This is a genomic window from Nonlabens marinus S1-08, assembly GCF_000831385.1.
GTDB classification, from domain to species: domain Bacteria; phylum Bacteroidota; class Bacteroidia; order Flavobacteriales; family Flavobacteriaceae; genus Nonlabens; species Nonlabens marinus.
The window spans coordinates 719,093-740,762 of sequence record NZ_AP014548.1; the positions used below are offsets into that span (position 1 = coordinate 719,093).

At 40.1% G+C, this 21,670-nt stretch carries 24 protein-coding genes; 8 read left to right on the forward strand and 16 right to left on the reverse strand.

Annotated elements, in window-relative coordinates; genetic code table 11:
- The first annotated feature begins 7 nt into the window (after positions 1-7).
- Positions 8-2,074 (forward strand): M16 family metallopeptidase, encoded by a 2,067-nt coding sequence (locus NMS_RS03360; RefSeq protein ID WP_041497425.1) that lies wholly within the window; start codon positions 8-10, stop codon positions 2,072-2,074.
- Positions 2,075-2,140: 66 nt separating this feature from the next.
- Here the strand turns inward: NMS_RS03360 and NMS_RS03365 are convergent, their stop codons facing one another.
- The 5 genes from NMS_RS03365 to mutY all read right to left on the reverse strand — a co-directional run bounded on the left by NMS_RS03365 (position 2,141) and on the right by mutY (position 6,610).
- Complete coding sequence (locus NMS_RS03365; RefSeq protein ID WP_041495409.1) at positions 2,141-3,052, reverse strand: DMT family transporter; 912 nt, start codon at positions 3,050-3,052, stop codon at positions 2,141-2,143.
- Positions 3,053-3,103: 51 nt separating this feature from the next.
- Positions 3,104-3,688 (reverse strand): gliding motility lipoprotein GldD, encoded by a 585-nt coding sequence (gene gldD, locus NMS_RS03370; RefSeq protein ID WP_041495410.1) that lies wholly within the window; start codon positions 3,686-3,688, stop codon positions 3,104-3,106.
- On the reverse strand, positions 3,673-4,980 hold the full coding sequence (locus tag NMS_RS03375; protein WP_041495412.1) for a gliding motility-associated protein GldE: 1,308 nt from the start codon (positions 4,978-4,980) through the stop codon (positions 3,673-3,675). Before NMS_RS03375 ends, gldD begins: the two co-directional genes overlap by 16 nt.
- Before the next feature lie 20 nt (positions 4,981-5,000).
- Complete coding sequence (locus NMS_RS03380) at positions 5,001-5,471, reverse strand: single-stranded DNA-binding protein (protein ID WP_041495413.1); 471 nt, start codon at positions 5,469-5,471, stop codon at positions 5,001-5,003.
- Between the two features lie 98 nt (positions 5,472-5,569).
- On the reverse strand, positions 5,570-6,610 hold the full coding sequence (gene mutY / locus NMS_RS03385) for an A/G-specific adenine glycosylase (protein WP_041495414.1): 1,041 nt from the start codon (positions 6,608-6,610) through the stop codon (positions 5,570-5,572).
- Between the two features lie 133 nt (positions 6,611-6,743).
- Here mutY and NMS_RS03390 point away from each other — a divergent pair, with 133 nt between their 5' ends.
- Complete coding sequence (locus NMS_RS03390; RefSeq protein WP_041495415.1) at positions 6,744-7,034, forward strand: HU family DNA-binding protein; 291 nt, start codon at positions 6,744-6,746, stop codon at positions 7,032-7,034.
- A 256-nt stretch (positions 7,035-7,290) separates the two neighbouring features.
- Positions 7,291-8,835, forward strand: a complete 1,545-nt coding sequence (locus tag NMS_RS03395; protein ID WP_041495416.1) for an Rne/Rng family ribonuclease — start codon at positions 7,291-7,293, stop codon at positions 8,833-8,835.
- 87 nt (positions 8,836-8,922) lie between these two features.
- On the opposite strand, the gene NMS_RS03400 is transcribed toward NMS_RS03395, so the two are convergent.
- Together NMS_RS03400 and NMS_RS03405 are read right to left on the reverse strand one after the other, a co-directional pair.
- A complete protein-coding gene (locus NMS_RS03400) occupies positions 8,923-9,372 on the reverse strand; it encodes a hypothetical protein (RefSeq protein WP_041495417.1) in 450 nt (149 codons plus the stop codon).
- Positions 9,369-11,222: a hypothetical protein gene (locus NMS_RS03405; protein ID WP_148311325.1), complete on the reverse strand. Its 1,854-nt coding sequence runs from the start codon at positions 11,220-11,222 to the stop codon at positions 9,369-9,371. The genes NMS_RS03400 and NMS_RS03405 overlap by 4 nt, the downstream gene beginning before the upstream one ends.
- A gap of 199 nt (positions 11,223-11,421) precedes the next feature.
- Between NMS_RS03405 and NMS_RS03410 the strand changes: the two genes are divergently transcribed.
- Positions 11,422-11,898, forward strand: a complete 477-nt coding sequence (locus tag NMS_RS03410; RefSeq protein WP_041497426.1) for a regulatory protein RecX — start codon at positions 11,422-11,424, stop codon at positions 11,896-11,898.
- On the opposite strand, the gene NMS_RS03415 is transcribed toward NMS_RS03410, so the two are convergent.
- The 8 genes from NMS_RS03415 to NMS_RS03450 all read right to left on the reverse strand — a co-directional run bounded on the left by NMS_RS03415 (position 11,885) and on the right by NMS_RS03450 (position 18,941).
- Positions 11,885-12,763: a cupin-like domain-containing protein gene (locus tag NMS_RS03415; protein WP_041495419.1), complete on the reverse strand. Its 879-nt coding sequence runs from the start codon at positions 12,761-12,763 to the stop codon at positions 11,885-11,887. The genes NMS_RS03410 and NMS_RS03415 overlap by 14 nt on opposite strands.
- Positions 12,760-13,158, reverse strand: a complete 399-nt coding sequence (locus NMS_RS03420) for a hypothetical protein (protein ID WP_041495420.1) — start codon at positions 13,156-13,158, stop codon at positions 12,760-12,762. Before NMS_RS03420 ends, NMS_RS03415 begins: the two co-directional genes overlap by 4 nt.
- Before the next feature lie 14 nt (positions 13,159-13,172).
- Positions 13,173-14,267 (reverse strand): biotin synthase BioB, encoded by a 1,095-nt coding sequence (gene bioB / locus NMS_RS03425; protein WP_041495421.1) that lies wholly within the window; start codon positions 14,265-14,267, stop codon positions 13,173-13,175.
- Between the two features lie 61 nt (positions 14,268-14,328).
- Complete coding sequence (locus NMS_RS03430; protein WP_041495422.1) at positions 14,329-15,459, reverse strand: beta-ketoacyl synthase N-terminal-like domain-containing protein; 1,131 nt, start codon at positions 15,457-15,459, stop codon at positions 14,329-14,331.
- Between the two features lie 60 nt (positions 15,460-15,519).
- Positions 15,520-16,800 carry an adenosylmethionine--8-amino-7-oxononanoate transaminase gene (bioA, locus tag NMS_RS03435; RefSeq protein WP_041495423.1) on the reverse strand — a complete coding sequence of 427 codons (1,281 nt, stop codon included), beginning with the start codon at positions 16,798-16,800 and terminating at the stop codon, positions 15,520-15,522.
- Positions 16,797-17,414 (reverse strand): dethiobiotin synthase, encoded by a 618-nt coding sequence (gene bioD / locus NMS_RS03440; RefSeq protein ID WP_041495424.1) that lies wholly within the window; start codon positions 17,412-17,414, stop codon positions 16,797-16,799. The genes bioA and bioD overlap by 4 nt, the downstream gene beginning before the upstream one ends.
- Positions 17,407-17,820, reverse strand: coding sequence for a putative signal transducing protein (locus NMS_RS03445; protein ID WP_041495425.1), 414 nt, complete (start codon positions 17,818-17,820; stop codon positions 17,407-17,409). Before NMS_RS03445 ends, bioD begins: the two co-directional genes overlap by 8 nt.
- The gene (locus NMS_RS03450; RefSeq protein WP_041495426.1) at positions 17,817-18,941 is read right to left on the reverse strand and encodes an aminotransferase class I/II-fold pyridoxal phosphate-dependent enzyme; all 1,125 of its coding nucleotides are present in this window, start codon (positions 18,939-18,941) and stop codon (positions 17,817-17,819) included. Before NMS_RS03450 ends, NMS_RS03445 begins: the two co-directional genes overlap by 4 nt.
- 185 nt (positions 18,942-19,126) lie before the next feature.
- On the opposite strand from NMS_RS03450, the gene NMS_RS03455 reads away from it, so the two are divergent.
- The 4 genes from NMS_RS03455 to NMS_RS03470 are packed head-to-tail and all read left to right on the forward strand — an operon-like array spanning position 19,127 to position 21,275.
- Positions 19,127-19,978 carry a DUF2975 domain-containing protein gene (locus NMS_RS03455; protein WP_158448952.1) on the forward strand — a complete coding sequence of 284 codons (852 nt, stop codon included), beginning with the start codon at positions 19,127-19,129 and terminating at the stop codon, positions 19,976-19,978.
- 46 nt (positions 19,979-20,024) lie between these two features.
- Entirely contained in the window at positions 20,025-20,546 is a 522-nt protein-coding gene (locus NMS_RS03460; RefSeq protein WP_041495428.1) for a DUF2975 domain-containing protein, read from the forward strand.
- 2 nt (positions 20,547-20,548) lie between these two features.
- Positions 20,549-21,067 carry a hypothetical protein gene (locus tag NMS_RS03465; protein ID WP_041495429.1) on the forward strand — a complete coding sequence of 173 codons (519 nt, stop codon included), beginning with the start codon at positions 20,549-20,551 and terminating at the stop codon, positions 21,065-21,067.
- 1 nt (position 21,068) lies between these two features.
- Entirely contained in the window at positions 21,069-21,275 is a 207-nt protein-coding gene (locus NMS_RS03470; RefSeq protein ID WP_041495431.1) for a helix-turn-helix domain-containing protein, read from the forward strand.
- 99 nt (positions 21,276-21,374) lie between these two features.
- Here the strand turns inward: NMS_RS03470 and NMS_RS03475 are convergent, their stop codons facing one another.
- Positions 21,375-21,650 (reverse strand): F0F1 ATP synthase subunit epsilon, encoded by a 276-nt coding sequence (locus NMS_RS03475; protein ID WP_041495432.1) that lies wholly within the window; start codon positions 21,648-21,650, stop codon positions 21,375-21,377.
- Between the last annotated feature and the right edge of the window lie 20 nt (positions 21,651-21,670).

Consider the following 21,670-nt stretch of genomic DNA (forward strand, 5'->3'; position numbering starts at 1 on the left):
GACAACAATGAAAAAATATATCATCGCATGCATAGCCGTTCTCTTCATAGGAACAGCTGCCATTGCCCAAATTGATCGATCTAAAATACCAACTTCTGGCCCAATGCCAGAAATCAACCTAGGTGAACCTTATACATTTGACTTAGACAATGGACTTAAGGTTCTCGTAGTTGAAGATTCAAAACTTCCTACTATAAGCTTCAATCTAGACCTTAACAATCCTCCTATTGTAGAAGGAAACAAAGCAGGTGTACAGTCATTGACTGGAAGCATCATGGGAAAAGGAACCACTAAAACTCCTAAGGAGAAATTCAACGAGCAAGTAGATTATCTAGGCGCTCAAATTTATTTAGGCACTGGTGGCGGTGGAGCTTCTACTCTTTCAAAATACACAGAGCAGGTAATGGCCATGTTTGCTGAAGCTGCTTTATATCCTAATTTCAATGAGGAAGAACTGGCAACAGAAAAGTCTCAATTGATTGAAGGAATTAAATCTGGAGAAAACAGTGCTGCTGCGATTGCAGGTAAAGTACGTGGAGCATTAGCTTACGGTAAAGATCACGCTGCTGGAGAGTTTGCTACTGTAGAAACAATCAACAACGTTGAGCTAGCTGATGTGAAAAAATTCTATTCGGATTATTTTGTTCCTAACAGGGCTTATTTATTGATAAGCGGAGACATAGATAAAAAGGAGGCTAAGAAATTGGTGAATAAGTACTTTGGAGAATGGAAAGCCAAAGAAGCTCCTAAATCAAATCTACCTGAGGTAACTGATGTTCCTACAACTGAGATTGATTTTATCAACGTGCCTAACGCTGTGCAAACAGAACTCGCTGTTATCAATACTTCAGAATTGAAAATGAGCGATAAGGACTATCATGCTGCCTTAGTAGCAAATTACATTTTCGGTGGTGGGTTCGGTTCTTATTTGAACATGAACTTGCGTGAGAAAAACGGTTATACCTATGGTGCTGGATCCTCCTTAGGTGCTGGTAGAGATTACAAATCTACTTTTAGAGCAACGACTAAAGTGCGTAACGAAGTTACAGACAGTGCTGTTGTAGAGACATTTAAAGAATTGGATCGCATCAAGACCACTTATGTGACTGATGAAGACCTTTCAAATGCAAAAGCTAAGTTCCTAGGAAGTTTCATCATGCAATCTGAAGACAAGTCTGTAGTTGCAGACCGCGCGATCACGATTCGTACGAATAATCTTGATGAAGATTTCTACAAAGACTTTATCTCTAACATTAACGCTGTTACTAAAGAAGATGTGAAACGCGTCGCTAACAAATACTTTAAGACAGATAACATGCGTATTGTTCTAGTAGGTAAAGCTAGTGAGGTTTTAGAGCCTCTTGAAAACATGAAAATTAACGGTAAAAATGTACCGATTAAATTTTACGATAAAGAAGCTAATGTTACAGATCGCCCATCTACAATAGCGATCCCAGAGGGAACAACAGTCAACACTATTTTTGCAGATTATGTAAAGGCAATTGGTGGACGTGATCAAGTTGCTGAGGTAAAATCGATGGCAATGATAGGTTCAAGTACGACTCCAATGGGTGAATTAGTATTGAACGTTAAGAAAACTAACGATAATAAATTCAGCCAAACCATTACTATGGGAGGTAACGTAGCCTCTAAAATGGTTTACGCTAACGGAGCAGGAAAAGTAAGCGGTATGCAAGGAAGTGCAGTATTAGAAGGAGAACAGCTTGAAGCTGCTGCTGCTGAGGCTGTACTGTTCCCAGAGTTTGCAAATCCTGATGGTGGAACCTTGATAGGAGCAGAAAAAATGGGCGATAAGAAAGTCTATGTCGTTCAAGTATCTGATACTAAAAAGAACTACTATGACATGAATACTGGACTTTTACTAGGACAGGAAACTACTCAAGAGGTTCAAGGTCAAACCTACAGCACCATGATCAAGTATGACAACTATAAAGAAGTTAAGGGTGTGAAATACCCAATGACCATCATCCAAAACATGGCGGGTCGTGATTTCAGATTTGACATCAACACGTTAAGAGTGAATGAAGGCGTTACTGATGCTGACTTCAACTAGAAATATGTAGAAGGGTTCGCTTTCGCGAAAGCGAACTTCTTTATTGAATTTTTTAAGAACCAGTCTTTATTTAGAGGCTGGTTCTTTTTTTCCCCTAGTTACTAAAATCACTGCGAGGATGATTATCCCAGTTGCTACACCTTGCCAAATCGTGAATGTTTCTCCATCCAAAGTGCCCCAAGTCAACCCAATTACAGGCATCAAATAAGTGACGCTACTAGCAAATACTGGCGACGTCATTTGCACCAGCTTATTAAACATGACCTTGGCCGCAACGGTGCCAAAAACACACAGAATAACAATATAACCCAAACTGGTAAGAACGGCATTACTGGTAAACTCCAGCTGCGCTCCATCAGCCGAAAGGAAGACGATAATTGCTAAAGGGAGAATAAAAACAAAGTTGGCTGTTGCGATGGCAAGAGGTTTGATGTTTTGTAAGTACCGCTTGATGATATTCACATTACTGGCATAACAACAACAAGCAATCAAAACCAGTCCCACAAATAAATAGTTTTGCTCTGGATTACTTTCCATACCGGCAAGAATTAATCCCACAGCACCGCCTAGACCTATAATCACGCCTAGTAATTGCCTTCTTGAAAAGCTGATCCCAAATAGTACTGCGCCCAATATCAAAGTAATTAATGGCACGGTGGAGTTGAGAATAGCGCTGATCGCACTGTCGATTTCCGTTTGCGCATAAGCGAATAGAAAAGCTGGGAAAAAGGTTCCTAACAATCCTGAAAGGGCAAGCCAAGGCCAGTCTTTACGCTTAGTTTTTGAAAAAGAATTCCACCCTATGGAGATCAAAATAACTCCTGAAATCATGGTGCGTAGTGCTCCTAATTGCAAGGGTTGTAAGGTGAGGTTACCACTACTGTCTTGGCCCAAAGCCTTTTTAATTAGTATAAAGGAGGTTCCCCAAATGACACTTAAAATGATGAGGTAAACGTACTTGAGATGAGATTCCTTCATGAATTTTGATAATCCTGCAAAGGTCACTCATTTTAAAAGATATACTAGAAATTAATTCTTTGCAGCTGTTTTGGCTTTCCATTGTAGAGATTCCATCATCTTTACCATGTCTTGTTTGATGTATTCCACAGCCGGCAAAATAGAATCGTAATAAGGCTCTCTATTAAAATAAAGTGAAGCGGTCAAAAAGTTTTGGACACTATCGGTCACATAAAACTGTATGTTTGAGGCAGCGTCACCTTCTACTTCATAGAACATCCCGTAGGTCTTATTCTTAGGATTTACAAAGGGCTGCTCTGTAATTGCATCAGCCATTTGATTGTGGGTGTAGGAAAGTTTTTGTCCGTCAATAAGAAGTTGTCTCAAATTTTCTTCTACAGATCGATAATTGACGTAAACCATGGCGTCCATATCAGGGTAACTGATGGTCATGGAACAATCCTTTTTCCCTTTCATCACCGCCTTGTCGTTCATATCAAAGCTAAAAGAGCAATCTTTTTCTATGGATTTATAGGTGGGATCTGGATAGTTCAATGCGAGTTGCGCATCTGGTTTAGGCACAGCATCCTCACCACCACAGCTTGCCAGCAGGATGATGAACAAAAAAATACTTGCTGTTTTTATGGCGTCGTACATTTGATTTGTTTGATGCGTTTTTTATCCATCGACTCTATCACAAACGTAAAACCTTCAAATATTATTTTGTCCAACTTGCGAGGGAAGTGACCCGTCTGCTCTAGCAGGAAACCCGCAATAGTTTCAGATTCTCCTTTGGCATTTTCAAAAATCGCTATAGTTTCATCTTCAAAGTCTACAATGCGATAAAAGTCTTTAATGGAAGTCTTTCCTTCAAAAATAAAATTGCGATCGTCGAGCTTGCTATAGATAAGATTTTCATCATCAAACTCGTCACTTATATCTCCCACAATCTCCTCTATGATGTCTTCTAAGGTGATCAACCCACTTGTTCCACCGTATTCGTCTACCACTATCGCTAGGTGCTTCTTTTGCTCTTGAAAGTCCTGTAAAAGGTCATCCAGCTTTTTATTCTCTGGAACAAAGTAGGCCTCTCGCAATAACTTTGTCCATTCAAAATTCTTACGGTCGATATATGGCAACAAATCCTTTACGTACAATACACCTGTAATATTGTCCACACTTTCCTTAAAAACAGGAATGCGGGAATACCCGTTACTAATCACTCTAGGTACAATTTCTTTGAAGTTGAGATTTTCATCCAGCGCAAAAACATCTGTCCTGTTGCGCATCACATTTTTTGTGTCTGTATTACCGAAGCTTACAATCCCTTGCAGTAATTGCTGTTCTTCATCAGTGGTATCATTCTCGTCAGTCAATTCAAGGGCTTGAGACAGTTGAGAAACGGTAATATTAGATTTTTTGCTACCTAGACGGTCTTGAATTTGCAAGGTTACATATCGCATAGGCAAACTCATAAAACTGAATAGTTTGTCTAATACATTAAGCGGTACAGCCATAAAATTAGCAAACCCAATGGGGTTCCTATTAGCATACACCTTAGGGAATATCTCACCAAAAAGCAAAATTAAAAAAGTCACGGCACCTACTTCAATCACAAAACGCAACACCTCATTTTCCAGTCCACTGAACCAAACTTCGGCTAGAATACTAAAAATCAAAACTGATGTAATATTGATGGCATTGTTAGCGATCAATATGGTCGCTAACAACTTTTTAGGGCGATCCAGCAATTTAGCTACAATTTCCCGTCTCGGGAATTTGACATCTTGCTCTTCCAGCTCTGTATTACTAAGAGAAAACAGGGCTACTTCTGCGCCACTTATCAAGGCACTAAATAAGAGGAGTATGACAAACACGATCAAGTAGATCAACTGCTCTGGTTGGGTAATCATCAACAACTGCACTAAGGGCAATGGGTCTGGATCCAATTTCTAATTTTTAGAGTTGATTAAAATGGCAAATCATCGTCCTCGTCATTGTCCATGGACTGCGGCACGGGAGCTGATGTTTGTTTGGCTGGTGCTTGACTTGCTTGTGGCTGGGCTTGTTGAGGCTGGCTAGAGTTAGATGTAGCATTTTCATTTTTCGGAGTCAAGAACGTAAACTCCTGTACCTGAATCTCAGTAGTATAGCGCTGTTGGCCATCCTCACCGGTCCATTGGCGGCTCTTGATGCGTCCTTCTATATATACTTTATCACCTTTATGCAGGTATTTCTCACAAACTTCGGCTGCCTTGTTACGCACGACACAGTTGTGCCATTCCGTATTTGAAACCCGCTCACCAGTGTTACGGTTCACGTACTCCTCATTAGTCGCTAGTGGGAAACGCCCTATGCAATTACCACCTTCAAAATATTTCATCTTGACCTCATCGCCTGTGTGCCCTATAAGCATCACTTTGTTTAATGTACCTGCCATAATTCGTCTGTATTGAGTTTAAAAAAGTCTACAAATATAGAAAGATTGCCTACCATCCCCACAGATAAATACATGTTAAACAGCGTATTCCTAGGATTCTATTTATGCCAGAATTCGTTCATAAACCGCTCCATTAAAACATGTAGCGGCTTCGCTTTCGCTTCTGCAATAGACATTGCACCTTCAACCTCAGTTTCCGTTTCAATAATCCAAAAGTAGGCATGGATTTTACGATGACTTAATTTGTGTATGATCGGTTCTTGATTGTATACGCTTTCGCGAAAGCGAACCCCTCCATAAACCTCTTGAAAACTGTCAGCAGCAGTGAACTCATGAGACAGCAATGCACCATTAGATTCTACGAAAGGAAACTCATAGAGTCCTGCCCAGATGCCTGTTTGTGGCCGTTCTTGCAATAGCGTTTTTCCTGACGGTGTGATAGTGACCATGTAATGATGGTGCAGGGAAAGCACTTTAGTCTTTTTGAGTTTTACCGGTAATTCAGTAATTCGATCTTCTTTAAAAGCTGCACAATCGTTCTGAAATGGACAAACGCCACAGTCTGGATTTTTAGGAACACACTGCAGTGCGCCAAATTCCATTATCGCTTGATTGTACTGCGCTGGTTTCTTAGGGTCAATTAAGGAATTCGCCAGTTTTTTAAACTCTTTCACACCTTCTGTACTATTAATAGGAAGCGAAAAGCCGTAAATCCTAGAAAGCACCCTGTATACATTTCCATCCACCACCACAACCGGTTCTTTATAAGCAAAACTGGCAATAGCGGCAGCGGTATATTCTCCCACCCCCTTCAATTCTAGCAATTCTTTATAGGATTTAGGAAAAATACCCGCTTTATCGATGACTTGTCGTGCCGCTGCTTGTAGGTTTCTCGCACGGGAATAATAGCCTAGACCTTGCCATAGCTTCAAGACTTCTTCTTGTGGTGCAGCTGCAAGTTCCTGGACCGTAGGGAAGCGTTCAACAAACTTCAAATAGTACGGCATCCCTTGATTGACGCGGGTTTGCTGAAGGATTATCTCACTCAACCAGATCAAATATGGGTCTGTTGTCTCCCTCCAGGGCAAGGATCTTTTGTGATTATGATACCAGGAAATAAGCGTATTAGAGAAGTTCATGAGGTAGGAATGAGCAAGTTAGCAAGATATATCTTCTTAAAATTTAATCAATTAGAGATTTTTTGTTTGTTATAATGAACTATCTTTGCGCCCTGTTTCATAAAACCCTAATAATAAAATTTAAACAGTAAACATGACTAAAGCAGATATCGTATCAAAGATTTCAGATAAACTGGGAATGGAGAAGACTGAGGTTCAGGCAGCAGTTGAGTCTTTTATGGATGAAGTGAAGGGATCTCTAGAAACTGGAGAGAACGTATACCTACGTGGTTTCGGTAGCTTTATCGTTAAGACAAGAGCTGAGAAGACTGGTCGTAACATTTCTAAGAACACAACAATTAAGATTCCTGCACATAATATCCCGGCTTTTAAACCAGCCAAAGTATTTGTGGAAGGTGTCAAATCAAACGTAAAAGTAAAGTAAAATATAAGAGATATGCCAAGCGGTAAAAAAAGAAAAAGACATAAGGTAGCAACACACAAACGTAAAAAGCGTCGTCGCGCTAACCGTCACAAGAAGAAAAAGTAGTCTAGTACTACTTTTTCTTTTTACAGTTCTTTGACATAGGGTTGCGTTGTATAACCCGTTCGACTGGTAAGTTTCACGGAAAACTTGCCCAACACTAAGTATAATATATCCTCCTATACCGTTGTATAGTTAGGATTAAACAATTGGAATTATGGATAAAGAAATTATTATCCGTTCCGGTGCTACAAAAATCGATTATGCCCTTACTAAAAATGGTAGGCTGATCGAACTTCATGCAGATGAAGACGAAAATAAGTTTGCGGTAAGCGATGTATTCATTGCAAAAACCCGCAAGGTTTTATCTGGTCTCAACGCGTCCTTTGTTGACGTGGGTTATGAGAAAGATGGTTTTTTACACTATCACGATCTAGGACCTAGATACCTTACACAACTTAAATTCACCAAACAAGTTATAAGCGGTAGACTTAAAAACTACGCTCTTAAAGACATAAAGGTCGAGAAAGAACTCGAGAAAAGCGGCTCTATTACAGATGTCGTTGCTCCTAACCAGCCCGTACTCGTACAGGTAGTCAAAGAACCCATATCCACAAAAGGACCTCGCTTGAGTGCAGAGCTTTCCTTGCCTGGACGTTATGTGGTTCTCGTACCCTTCTCTGACCGAATCTCCATTTCTCAAAAAATTGAGGATCGAGAAGAAAAGAGCAGACTTAAACGACTTGTCAAAAGCATTAAACCTGAAGGATTCGGTGTCATTGTGCGCACCGTGGCTAAAGGTAAACTAGTAGCAGAACTGGATCAGGATCTAACTAACCTGATGACCCGCTGGGAAAATATGTGCAGTAAATTACACCGCGCACCTTATCCTACTAAAGTGATGTCAGAAGTTAGTCGTACCAATTCCCTCATGCGTGATGTGTTCAACGACAGTTACACGTCCATCGTAGTAGATGATGAGGAAGTAAGCAATGAAATCAAGGATTACCTAAAGACCATTGCCCCACATAAAGAAAATATCGTAAAATACCACAACCCTCGAGTTCCCATATTTGAAAAATATGGAATCGAACGTCAGATCAAAACGTCATTTGGCCGTACCGTATCTATGAGTAAAGGTGCTTACCTGATCATAGAACATACTGAAGCCATGCACGTGATAGACGTGAACTCTGGTAACAGGTCCAACAAGGCAGACAGCCAGGAGGAAACCGCACTAGAAACTAATATGATCGCTGCGACTGAGATTGCACGTCAATTAAGGTTGCGCGATATGGGAGGCATCATCGTTATCGATTTTATCGATATGCGTAAGTCAGAGAATCGCAAAAAGCTCTATGAGCACATGCGCGATGAAATGGCAGATGAGCGTGCCAAACACAAGATTTTGCCACCATCAAAATTTGGATTGATACAGATCACACGCCAGCGTGTGCGTCAAGAAGTCAATATCAAAACCCGGGAAGAAAATCCCGATGGGAATGGTGATGGAGAAATTCAAGCGCCTATTCTAGTGATTCAAAAAATCACTGAAGAATTGGAACGCCACTTAAAAGCAGGAAACAAAAAGGTCACGCTACATGCGCACCCATTTGTTGCCGCGTTTATCACTAAAGGATATCCATCCGTTAGGTCAAAGTGGTTTGCTAAACACAGAAAGTGGATCAAGGTCATGCCTAGAGACGCCTATACCTATTTGGAATTTCATTTCACAGGTAAGGACGGCAAGGAATTGTCCTAAAACTATAAAACGCCTACAGGCTTGACTTGTAGGCGTTTTTTTGTGGGTTGTTTTTTCGCTTTCGCAGAAGTTAAATCTATTATACCCTCAATAACCGTATCGAGTCCCTATATATCGCGCACGGTAGACAATCAATTTATTCTTATCAGAATCATCAAAACGTTTTCTAGATCTACCATCAGGATTCTTTTGGACCTTGAGTATTACCTGTAAGTTTCTCTGATTATTACAAATTAATTCATGAATTTGATATGGATTATCAAAATCTAGATCCTCAATATTTTGATAATCATAATTACTCAAGCTATCTCTATGTATTGTTTTTCCATTATCAAGCTCAAACTCATAAATCAATAATCCATTTTCAACTAGTGGGTTTTTATTTTCTCTAACAATTTTATATTGACTTCCATTGGGACATTTGTAATTAACATGTAAATTATAATTATCGTTGTCCTGCAGTAAAATCAATTGACCCGCTTGGGATAAACCAATGTTAGAAATTAAAAAAGTTATTGTTATTACGAATAATCTCATAATGTTCTAGAATATGTGCGGTTAATCTCTTCTGTAACAAACTCGATCCTATCTTTGACGGATTGGTCAAGTGCTAAATATTCCGCCGTTTCTTTCAAACCATTCCAGGAAAAGTCCTCAAAAATCTCTCGCAATGTCATGTTGTTCAATGATCGAGGTGGAAAAGCACTAGTAGGACTTGGATCTGTCAAAAATGGATGAACAGATAACATAGCGTCAACAATCTTGCCACGATAATTTTCAATAGAAAATGCATTGTGATTCCAATCTGAGGCCGTTGAAGGAGTAGCTCTATAGTTATTTACCATATATGCAAAAATCACGTCGTTTGATTCGGCAACATTAATCGGGATATTACTAGGTAATGGTTCAAAAATATTTTGTACTGACTCTACTCTTGTAAATAGTCCCAATTGAATACTACGTTCCATTAGTTCAGTGTGAAGAAATTCGTGTATAGTAATTTGAGCAATCTCTATATTCGTAAAATTTTGTATTCTATTTTTATCAAATACAATTTTGTGTGTTCTAAATTCACCAATTAAAGCATCGTAATTTAAGTCTAAAAGAGCAGGAGTGTCCGAATTTACTGATGATGGAAGATCACCCATACTCAATATTAGTAAAGTTTCTTTACCTGACTCAAAATTATCCCGGATCAGCTTTTCAGCAAAAAAAGGATCTGAAGCCTTAAGTATTTTATATACCTCTTTAGTTCTACCTGAAAGATTTTCAATGATTCTCTCATCCCAATCAACCTCAGTAAATCTTGGATTCAAGCTTTTAGCTTCCACAGCAGCACGAGCAAATGCAAAGCTTGTCAAATCTCTCATATTGCTTTTTAAAAAGCTTTCCAATTGCAATTTAAAATCAATGTTTTGCGGATCGTTGATCCATGTTAAAAATGCTGAACCTAATGAATTGTAAAACTCCTCAAGCATTAACTGTTCCCTATTGTATTGATCAACATCCGTAGTGCAACCGTCAGGACTGGTTAGGCTAGTACCGCCTGATTTAGGACAAGTTTCCACTGGACTAAATGGCGTACTGCCGTCGGGATCAAAATTGCCGCTACTGCCACTTGAACCGTCAGTATCGCCACTTCCAGAATAGCTGCTTCCAGACGACCCGCTACTTGAATCACCGCCACTGTCACCGCTACAGGATGCAGATAAAAATGTATAGTCCGTTGTCGAAGATAAATCACAACTTGGATGCATGTCATCTGGATCCTTTGGCGCATCATGTTCATGATCATTCCAGCAAGGAGGGTAAGTCGTAACAACTGAATAAACATATAAACAATCCCCAATAGTACTGTAACTTAAATCCTTGCTAAAAGTGAAATTGGTTTTTAGTTTAGTTAATTGTATTTCGTTGGAAATAAGATCTCCTGTTTCCGTACCCGGAAGTATATTTATTTTAGGAATTTTAGCTATATAACTCTCATAATAAATTTCATTTTGTCCATTCGATTTGGTTGCCAGTACCAGTTGTTTATCGAATAATGAATCTGCGGTATCTACAATCTCAAATGAGTAACTTTCATATTGCCCTTGCTTAAGATGATTAAACCTAGAGTCATCAACATAAAAGTGATTAATGCTATCGTAAAACGATTTCTCACGCACCGACAAAATCGATTTAGTTTCTTTTAGTTTATCCAGTAAAGAAGTGTCAAACTCAAAATCTTTAGAATTATAAGTTTTGATCATAATCTCCTCAGCATTAGCTGGATTTTCTATCAAATCTGAATCTTCTTTTTCACAAGAGAAGAAAGTGAAGAATACTAGTAAAATTGATGCATGTTTCAATGGCATGAATCTCTGGAATGGTAATGTTATTTTCATTTAGTTTCGTTTTATAAGCGCAACTTAGGGATTTAGGGATTTAGGGATTTAAAATTCCATTATCCAAGGTTACCAAATCGTTAACAATAAATTAATAGGAAAAATACTGCTTGGTTTTTTAAGTTTTATCTAGGCACGTTCCAGACCAACCTCCACGTTGTTTGCATAAAGTTTAAATCCCTAATTTCGCCCTATGGATATGCAACAGCAATCTTTTACGGTGGAACAAGCGACTCGATCGATAGAGCGGTATTGTGCCTATCAAGAGCGCTGCCATCAGGATGTGGAGCGCAAACTCAAGAAAATGGGTATGATTCCAGATGCTATTGACCAGATCATACCACATCTACTTCAACATAATTTTTTGAACGAAACTCGATTTGCCAAGTCTTTTGCTCGTGGAAAATTCCGTATCAAAAGTTGGGGGCGTCAGCGTATTGTTCGAGAGCTTCGGGCGAAGGGATTGAACAAACGTACTATAGACATAGGTCTTACCGAGATATCTGATGCTGACTATGAAGCGGTGTTTGATACGCTTTCGCGAAAGCGAAATAGCCAACTAGAATCTGAAACGAATAAATACAAGCGTCGCAAAAAGCTTGCGGATTATTTACTGTATCGCGGTTGGGAGTCGCATTTAGTTTATGCGAAAGCTGTAGAACTTATTCCTGATTAATATTCAACCGTTTGTGCGTGAGGGTAATCGCTTTCTCATTCTTATAATCGATCCAATCTTGACCTTTCCAGCGACGCATTAAGTTATCGTAATGACGCATAATACCAATGTTGTACAAGGCCTTTCCTAAGTTCTTAATCTTTCTAGGATAGGACCTTAAACTGATCGAAAATCCCGGATTCAGGTAATGCATGTAGTGCCAATACCCCTCTGGCATGTACAACATCTCGCCGTGGTTAAGTTCACAAACGTGTCCTTGCGCTTGCTTCAAAGCGGGCCATTTATCCAAATCTGGATTACTAAAGTCTATATCCTCGCGGGTAATCAGTGCATTAGGTACTTTATACATGTATTTCGACTGATCTGGCGCCATGATGATACAGCGCTTTTTCCCGTGAAAATGGAAATGCAGGATGTTGGTATAATCAATATCGTAATGCATAAACACCTTAGAATCTGTCCCCCCAAAGAACATCATCGGCAACCCTTTGATCAATTTCAATCCTAAGTCTGGAAATTTGAAATCACCCTGCAGTACAGGCACTTCTTTTAAAATATTGTATAAAAAGATACGGAAGTTAGTCGGTCCTTTTTTGAGTAGCTCCACATACTCTGACATCTTCATGGTTGCGTGTGCTTGATTAAATCCCTCGTCGTGCTTCACAGGACGATCGTCATACAACGGCACCGTTTTATCACCAGCTACTTTATTGATATACTCTAGGTTCCACTTTTCATAAGCAGGCCAATCTTTAGTCAACTGCTCAATCACCACAGGCTTTTGTGGTTTCAGGTAGTTTTTGACAAATTCCTCTTTAGAAAGGGTTTTGTATCTGGGTATTTCGGCAAGGTTTAACTGACTCATTCTTCAAAGGTAAAACAGTGATTGCAATTATTACAACGTCTGACATTAGTATACTTCAATGGATAAACTCCTAATAGGAAGCATATGATAAATATGAACCAATCAGCAATATTGGATAATTTTCTCCAATCGTAAGTCAAATTTTGCGAGTTACATCGAGGACAATTTTCAAGTGTAACAGTTGAAACGTTTTTCTCAGTCAATTGAATGGCTCGTTCCAAATTGGCTTGACTAACTCGCAACTCAATACCGCCGCAGGCTTGCGCCATTAATGGATCTAACGTTAAAAAGTGATCAAATAATACTTGGGTTTCAATCCCTTCACTCTCAAGCAAAGCACGATCCAAATGACAATCTATAGAAAGCTCATAGGTTCGAACTAATGCGTCAGCCATTTTAATGACTCTAATTATGCTTTGGCAGCTTTTGCAGTTGCCTTAGCCTGCTCGTTACGTTCAATTTTATGTTCTGGACGTGTCCAGCGAGGTTTTTCTCCTTGATCTTTATATTTAGAATACTGAGCTTCTACACTTTCTGGCTGCGCTTTTTTCACAAATGGCTTCATAGGCTCTAGACCTAACATTTTGAACATTTCCATATCCTCACTTACGTCTGGATTTGGGGTAGTCAATAATTTATCTCCTGCAAAAATCGAATTGGCTCCCGCAAAGAAACACATCGCCTGACCTTCCCGGCTCATGTCTGTTCTACCCGCACTCAATCGCACTTGAGTTTGTGGCATTACAATTCGAGTCGTGGCTACCATACGTATCATTTCCCAAATAGAAACAGGCTTTTGCTCTTCTAACGGAGTGCCTTCTACAGCTACTAGCGCATTTATAGGTGTACTTTCTGGTTGAGGGCTCAAACTTGCGAGCGCCACAAGCATTCCTGCGCGATCCTCAATGTTTTCTCCCATTCCTATGATTCCACCACTACAAACGGTCACATTAGTCTTGCGGACGTTTCCTATAGTGTCTAAGCGGTCTTGATATCCTCTTGTAGAGATAACCTCTTTATAATATTCCTCACTACTGTCTAAGTTGTGATTATAGGCATATAAACCTGCTTCTGCTAGTCGGTGCGCTTGATTCTCTGTGATCATTCCTAGCGTACAGCACACTTCCATATCCAGCTTGTTAATGGTACGTACCATTTCTAGAACTTGGTCGAACTCTGGTCCATCTTTCACATTCCTCCAGGCTGCACCCATGCAAACTCTAGAGCTACCTCCAGATTTCGCGCGCAAGGCTTGTGCCTTGACTTGCTGTACGGACATCAAGTCGTTCCCTTCAATATCCGTATGATAACGGGCTGCTTGCGGGCAATATCCACAGTCTTCTGGACAGCCACCAGTCTTGATACTGAGCAAGGTGGAGACTTGAACCTGATTAGGGTTATGGTATTCTCTATGGACCGTAGCAGCATCATACAACAACTCCATGATAGGTTTGTTATAGATTTCTAATACTTCTTCTTTAGTCCAGTTGTGTTTGGTTGTCATAAAATCGGGAATAGTAAGTAAAAATAGAAAAGTGAAGTTGGAATATGTATAGGAATTTGAATTATTCTACCTGTTTTTCTAATAGCAAAGTTACACAGTTGCCTCCAAAGCCGCTAGCATTGACTAAGACGCGACTTGGGAGCCTGTTCTGATGTCTATCGTTTAGGGGGCCAGTTTTCAAATAAGGGATAGCAGCAGGAGTCTTGCCTGATAGCAGATCTATCGCCACACATATATTTACTGCGGCACTAGCACCCAAGGAATGTCCTATTTGCCATTTGTTGTTCAGTAATTCAGGAAGTTTTTCTCCGAATACTGCACGAATAGCGTTGACTTCAGAGCTGTCGCCTAAAATAGTTCCTGGCGCGTGAGTGACAATGGCATCAATAGATTCTGGATTTAGGTTCTCAATCGCAGCTCTCATGGATTTTTGAAAACCTAAACCATCAGCACTCATGGATGTTGCCGATTGAAGTGATTCTATAGCCGTGCCATATCCAGAAATTTTAATTCCGTTAGCGGATGATTTTTTTGAAAGAAGGAAACAAGCTGCGGCTTCTCCTAACACCATGGTGTTAGATTTCTTGTCAAGATCTAAAGCTCGGCACTTATACTCCCCTTTTTCTTGGGAGTAAATGCGCAAGGCTTTCATTTGCTCGATGGTGAAATCTGTTAATGGTGCTTCCGTACCACCAGCAATAAATGTTGTAGCCATACCGCTTTCTAACCAAGCAATGGCATTTAATATCGAGTGCGCAGCAGTAGCGCAGGTAATAGAATGAGAGAATGCAGTAGATTGAGTGCCTAAATCTTGTGCCACCCAACTGCTTAAATTTCCTAATGTAGTCAATGGCGAGGTAGGCACGGGAACCTTTCCTGTTTTAACAAACTCTGCATGGAAGTCTTCCCAAATCCCTGTCGCACCGCGACTGGAGCCTATATTAACAGCAACTTCTTTACTTTCCAATTTCAATTGGCGTGCTGCTAGAATAGCAAGCAAAGTGGATCTATCTAGTTTTTGATACTGGGAACTTTCATTTTTCAACCCTTGCAAGGCGTTTTCTGAATCGGTGTCAATGCGTCCTACTGGGGTTCCCTGATGGGTGCAAAACATAGGTTGATTGACGCCAAACCCGCGACTTCCTAAAGGCGAAATCAGCGCTGCATCATGTATGTAAATGGGGTTTTTCAAGCCTTATTTTTGAGAATGCAAAAATGGGGAAAAGCCCTTAAAGTTGGGCTTTTCTAACCACTAAACTGCTCTTGAATCCAGAAACTCTAAAATTGTATCGTATAGAAACTTTAATTCCTCAGCTGTAGTTGTAAATGGCGGTACCAGATAGATCGTTTTCCCTAGGGGTCGCAGGAAAACACCCCTTTTCCAAAACCATTGAAATATCAGGTTGCGCTCATTCCCGTACCGTTGCATTTCTGCTGCTAGGTCAAACGCTAGGATGACACCGCAATGTCTTACATCGCCCACTGCTGGATGTTGTTTTAATTGATCTAAAAACCCTGCATGAGATAAGCTGATATGCTTAATCCCTTCCTGAATATTCTCTGAAACTAGCAAATCGATACCTGCTGCTGCTACCGCACAACCTAGCGGGCTTCCACTATAAGTGTGCCCATGGAAGAATCCGCGGCTGTTTTCATCGTGGAGAAAGGCATCGTATACTTCCTGGGTGCAACTGGTGATAGCCATAGGCATGATCCCGCCAGTCAAGGCTTTGGAAAGGCAAATAATATCAGGTCTATTTTGGATTTGGCTACTTGCAAAATGACTTCCTGTTTTCCCAAAACCCGTCATTACTTCATCTGCGATGGAAAGAATTCCGCTTTCGCGAAAGCGTCTTATCAAACGGCACAACCCACTAGCATCATTCATTTGCATGGCAGCGGCACCTTGCACCAGCGGCTCATAAATAAAACTGGCAATGTCATTTTCTGCAATGAGCTGCTCCACTTGTTGCAAAACGATCTCCATATTTTCTGAAGTAGGCGCTGGTATACGGATAACCTCTATGAGCAACTCTTCAAACGGGCCGTTATAAACGGACAATCCAGAGGCGCTCATCGCACCGAAGGTATCGCCGTGGAAACCACCTTCCAACGCTACCACAGCAAGTCGCTTTTCTCCACGATTGAAATGGTACTGAAACGCCATTTTTAAAGCGATTTCTACACTGGTCGATCCATTTTCAGAAAAAAACAGCTTCTCCTGATTATCTGGAAGTATGCTGAGCAATTTCTCTGACAATCGTACGGCAGGCTCGTGAGTCATGCCAGCAAACACCACATGGTGCAATTGATCCACTTGATCTTTTAATGCCTGAGTCAATGCAGGATTCACATGTCCATAACTGCAAGTGTACCAGCTGGAAATCGCGTCAAAGTATTTGTTGCCCTCATGATCGTACAAATAGTTACCCTGAGCATGAGAAATAGCCAGCGGCGGCAATGCCGTTTTATGTTGAGTCAACGGATGCCAAATGTGCTGCGCATCTTTCTTTAATAACTCGCTGGCAATCATAAGGCTTCTAGGTTTTGCTGAAATTGCACCGCATAATCTGCTACCAACCTTGGCGTAATCTGATCGTGCTTCTCCATATGCCCGATGGTAGGGATACCGCTCATTTGCTCAATAATTTCAATGGTCCCGTCCAGATCTACATGATTATAGATGATTCCTGCGCATTTCAATCCACGGGATTTTAAATAAGCAATGCTCAATAAGGTGTGGTTGATGCTACCTAAATATCCTGAACTTACCAGGATAATTTTATCTGTTGGAAGAATTAAATCTGTGATGGTATGTTCCTTATTGATGGGAACCATCAAGCCACCTGCGCCTTCTACCACAATATTTTTAGAAGTTTCAGGTCGCTTTATTTGATCCAACTTGATTTCCACACCATCAATTTCGGCCGCTTTGTGTGGGCTCATAGGCGTTTTAAGACGGTAAGCTTCTGGATGGAAAGTGCCTTTAAAATCGGGCAATAGTTCGTGAAGGGTGCCGCGGTCGGTTTCTGTTAAACCACTTTGTATGGGTTTCCAGTAATCTGCGTTCAGTGCTTTAGTAACAATAGCAGCAGCCACTGTTTTTCCAACATCTGTTCCTATACCGGTAATAAAATAACTATTCATTCAAATCAAATTCCGTTGTACAATTCATGCATTTGTAGTTCTTGTGATCTATAAAGGGAATGATACTATAAAGCGCTGCGCGCAAGGTTTCTACTACTCCTTTGGCACTGTTTACATCATGTTGTTCCCTAACGCTGCGCTTCCCGCAATTGGGACACTTAATGGACACCGTCATGGTCTGGGTAAAGTCCGGATCACTTTGCTCTACAATCGCATTTGCTTTTATAAAATCCTCTAGATATACATCCATCTTGATCCCGCCCATGGCGTTACTGGCAAAAGGCTCTGCGGCAATAGTATATTCATTACGCAAAAAGACGCTGATTCCTTCACTTTCCAGCTTTCCTTTCATCACCTGAGCCTCTGCCGGATAGGTAAAAATAGCTACCGTGCGGAATTTTTTCATAGGTTCTTAACGATTAAAGCCAGTTGCGCGAGCATTTTTTCGCAGTCCTCTGCCGTGTTGAAACTATGCAAACAGATGCGTAAGCGTTCCTCACCAGCTGGAACCGTAGGTGACAAGATAGGCCTTATGTCGTAACCCAATTCCTGTAATTGCAGTGCGGCCTTTTTGACCTTCACATTTTCTGGTATGATGCAGGTTTGTATGGGAGTGACGCTTTCGCGAAAGCGCAATTTCAAACCGCTTTGAATTACAAAACGATTGAATTTTTGCACCAATTCTTGTAGTTCCTGCACGGTTTTTTGCTCCTGCTGAAGCAGATCGTAACCGCTGGAGATGCATTGAAGCGCATGAGGCGGCAATGCCGTGGTATATATAAAACTGCGAGCAAAATTGACTAAGAATTGGTTGAGGTCAAAGTCACCCAAAACGGCAGCGCCATGACTGCCTAGTGCCTTACCAAAAGTCACAATACGCGCGAATATTTTATCTTCTAGTTCCAAAGATTGCGCAAGACCTTCCCCATGATTTCCTATAGTACCTAATGCGTGTGCTTCATCCAGGATGAGATGCACATTGCTTTTTACTTCGACCAGCTTCACAAGTTCCATTAGGTTAGGCATGTCGCCGTCCATGGAAAAAACGCTTTCTGTGATGACGTAAACTTCTTGCGATTCTTCTTTTGAGAATTTATCGAGCAAGATGGCTAGGTGTCCTAAGTCATTGTGACGAAACTTTAAGGACTTCGCATCACTCAATTTAATCGCATCCCTGATGCTGGCGTGAATGTATTCGTCAAACAGAATTAAATCCCCACGTCGCGCCACGCTGCTGATGAGGCCCAGATTAGCATCGTAACCCGAATTGAAAATCAAGGCAGATTCCACGTTGTGGAATTTGGCAATTTTCTGTTCTAGCAATTGGCAAGCTTCTGTTTGACCGGTCAACAATCGCGAACCTGTTGCGCCTTGCGATGGGTGGATTTCTTGAGGTTTTATTTTCTTAGAAAAGCCCAAATAATCGTTGGACGAAAAGTCCATGAGCCCTTTGGTTGTCTTCAAGTCGCGCATGCTACCATCTGCATGGCGCTGGGCAAGTTTTAGGAGTAGCTTTTCTGGGATCATGACTGCAAAAATACGGGAAATCAGAACGCTGTCAGGATGGTGACGGGTTACAAGAATGGAGTCTATTCAACCTCATATCGCAAACAGTTTAAAACCAATGGTTTATAATTAATATTTATTGTTTTACGATGTTTTTTTATTGTTATTCAATAAATGTTGTTATGTTTGATTCTTTAAATCGAGATATGGATAACCTTGCGTTTTGGATTATTGGTTTTATGATTGTTCCCATAATCATTGTTAAATACTATCAGTTGAGGAAAGCTTCAAAGGAAACTAATGGTTCACTCAAGCAGTATTTATCAGTTGAAAGGAATATATGGACTCTTATACCTGAAGTACTTATTTACATAGGCTTATGGGTTTATCTTCTGATTAGCTTTTCTAGATTAGAACTTGAGGGAAATAAGTATTTATCACTTATTCATATTATTCCTCTTGCACTGATTGCTTTTGGAGTTGCACTGTTGATTATCGTCAATATTTCAAAATTCAAACCCAATAACTTCAAGCGTCAACTACTGAGTGAATTTGAGTTAGAAAAGAAAGTAGCTAATTCTAAAAAGTCTCTTTACTTTCTTTATTCTGCGCCTTTATTTATTGGATTTATAATTGGCATCGAATACGCTTTTCCCTATGACGATAGAGGATTTATTGGTTTTGATGTCTCTGAAATTTCTGTGTGGAGACTACTAGTTATTTCGGTTGTATGGGCAATCGTATATGCCTTAATGATAGCTTGTGCATATTATTTGCGCAAAATGGCAGAGCATATGTTGAGAGGGGATCTTTATGGCAATGAGCCCTTAAAATATTTGAGTACATCAGCTAATTTATTACAAGTAATGGCATTTGTGCTGATGATCTATTCATTTACCGAAGGATTATTAATTGGACATACAGGAATAAGCTATTTGCTTAAACCTATTTTCTGGTTAAGCTACTTCCTGATTTTTTTGAGTCTGATGTTCAAATATTTATCTCACGTTTTACAGCGTGCCGCAATATTAAAGGAAGAAAACGATCTAACAATATAACCCTGTGTCCTATCGGTATTCGTTAATTAATAATTCTAATCAAACTATGAAAACAAAACAAATTTTAGAATTGATGAAAGTTGGATCATGGATCATTTTCATCGGGTTTTGCATAAAGGCTGGTGCGATTCTATTTTCGACCGTTATAAGTCTCTATGTAAATCCTGAAAGCGCCCAAAATCTATATTTAGGCCTTGATCTTTCGAGCCTATTGACCTACTCGCAACAGTCTTATCTATTTCTTATCTCGTTTATTATCGCGATTGCAGTACTACAAGCCTATCTTTTCTGGTTGTTGATACACACGCTTTCTAAGGTAAGCGTTGACCATCCGTTTACAGAAGAAGTAGCAAAAATGATTTCGCAGATTGCTTATTACGCACTCGTTACGGGCATTATCGCCTTTGTTGCTGATAAGTATGAAAGCTGGCTCTCAAAAAAAGGGTTGTCAATCTCTCAAGATTGGGGCGCAACGGAGCTTCTGTTTATGGCAGGAGTCCTATTTATTATAGCCTTTGTTTTTAAACGTGGAGTGGAGCTACAGCAGGAAAACGACTTAACGGTATAATTATGAGATGGATTAGCATTCTAAGAGCTGTATTGGGGTTCTTGTATTTCTTCGCTTGGGCCTCTGCTTTAGCTTCACCTCTATATTTTATCATGGCCGACGATGGCTTTACCTTAAATTTTAAATTAGGAGGATACCTACTACAGAATAATCATTGGACATTTTATATTGTTTTGAGCTTGTGCATTACTGCCCAGTTTTTATTTCTAGCCATGATTCATTATTTGAGAAGAGCTGCTAATTTGATGGATCCAATGAGATCGATTAGTATAGAGGTGTCTTCATCACTCAACAAGGCAGGAATAGCTTGCGTGTCAGGTGCTTTACTCTTTAAAATCCCGGCATTTATTTATTTTTATTCTCCCTATAATGATATTAAGAGACTCTCTAATTCTATGGATTTTGGATATTCGTTTGATTCGCTTTTAGTTCTAATAGCCTTTGGTATCATCCTTATTTTGACCTCTAGAATCATTGGCCTGAGTATACGGTTGAAGGAGGAAAACGACCTAATCATATAATATGCCTATCTACATCAATCTAGACGTAGTTCTTGCCCAGAAAGGCATGCGCAGCAACGAGCTGGCAGATATTGTTGGGATCACAAATGCTAACCTTTCCATACTTAAAACAGGTAAGGCAAAAGCGGTACGGTTCTCAACACTAGAGGCTATTTGTGAAGCTTTGGACTGCCAGCCTGGAGATTTATTGGAATACCGTAAAGAGTAAACTTAGACTAGACCATACTTCGCTTTCGCGAAAGCGAACAAAAACAGAAAAGCCTCGATTCGCTGAATCGAGGCTTTTCAATATTTTAATAAAATGAGATTAGTCCGCTAGAACGATAGCTTTGTTATCCTTCATTTCTAGAACACCACCTTTGATTTTAAAATCAGTAGTTCCATTAGCCTTTACAAATTTGTCCGCTATTGCAGGTGCTAATGTGATGTTTCCATACATTTTTACCGTGCCATTAGTTAACAAAGAAACAATAGGGGCGTGATTATCCAGCATCTGAAAATCCCCTTCCATACCTGGAACAGATACAGACTCAACTTCACCGCTGTAGAGCGTTTCTTCTGGAGTTACTATTTCTAAAAACATATCATTCTAGTTATGAATTA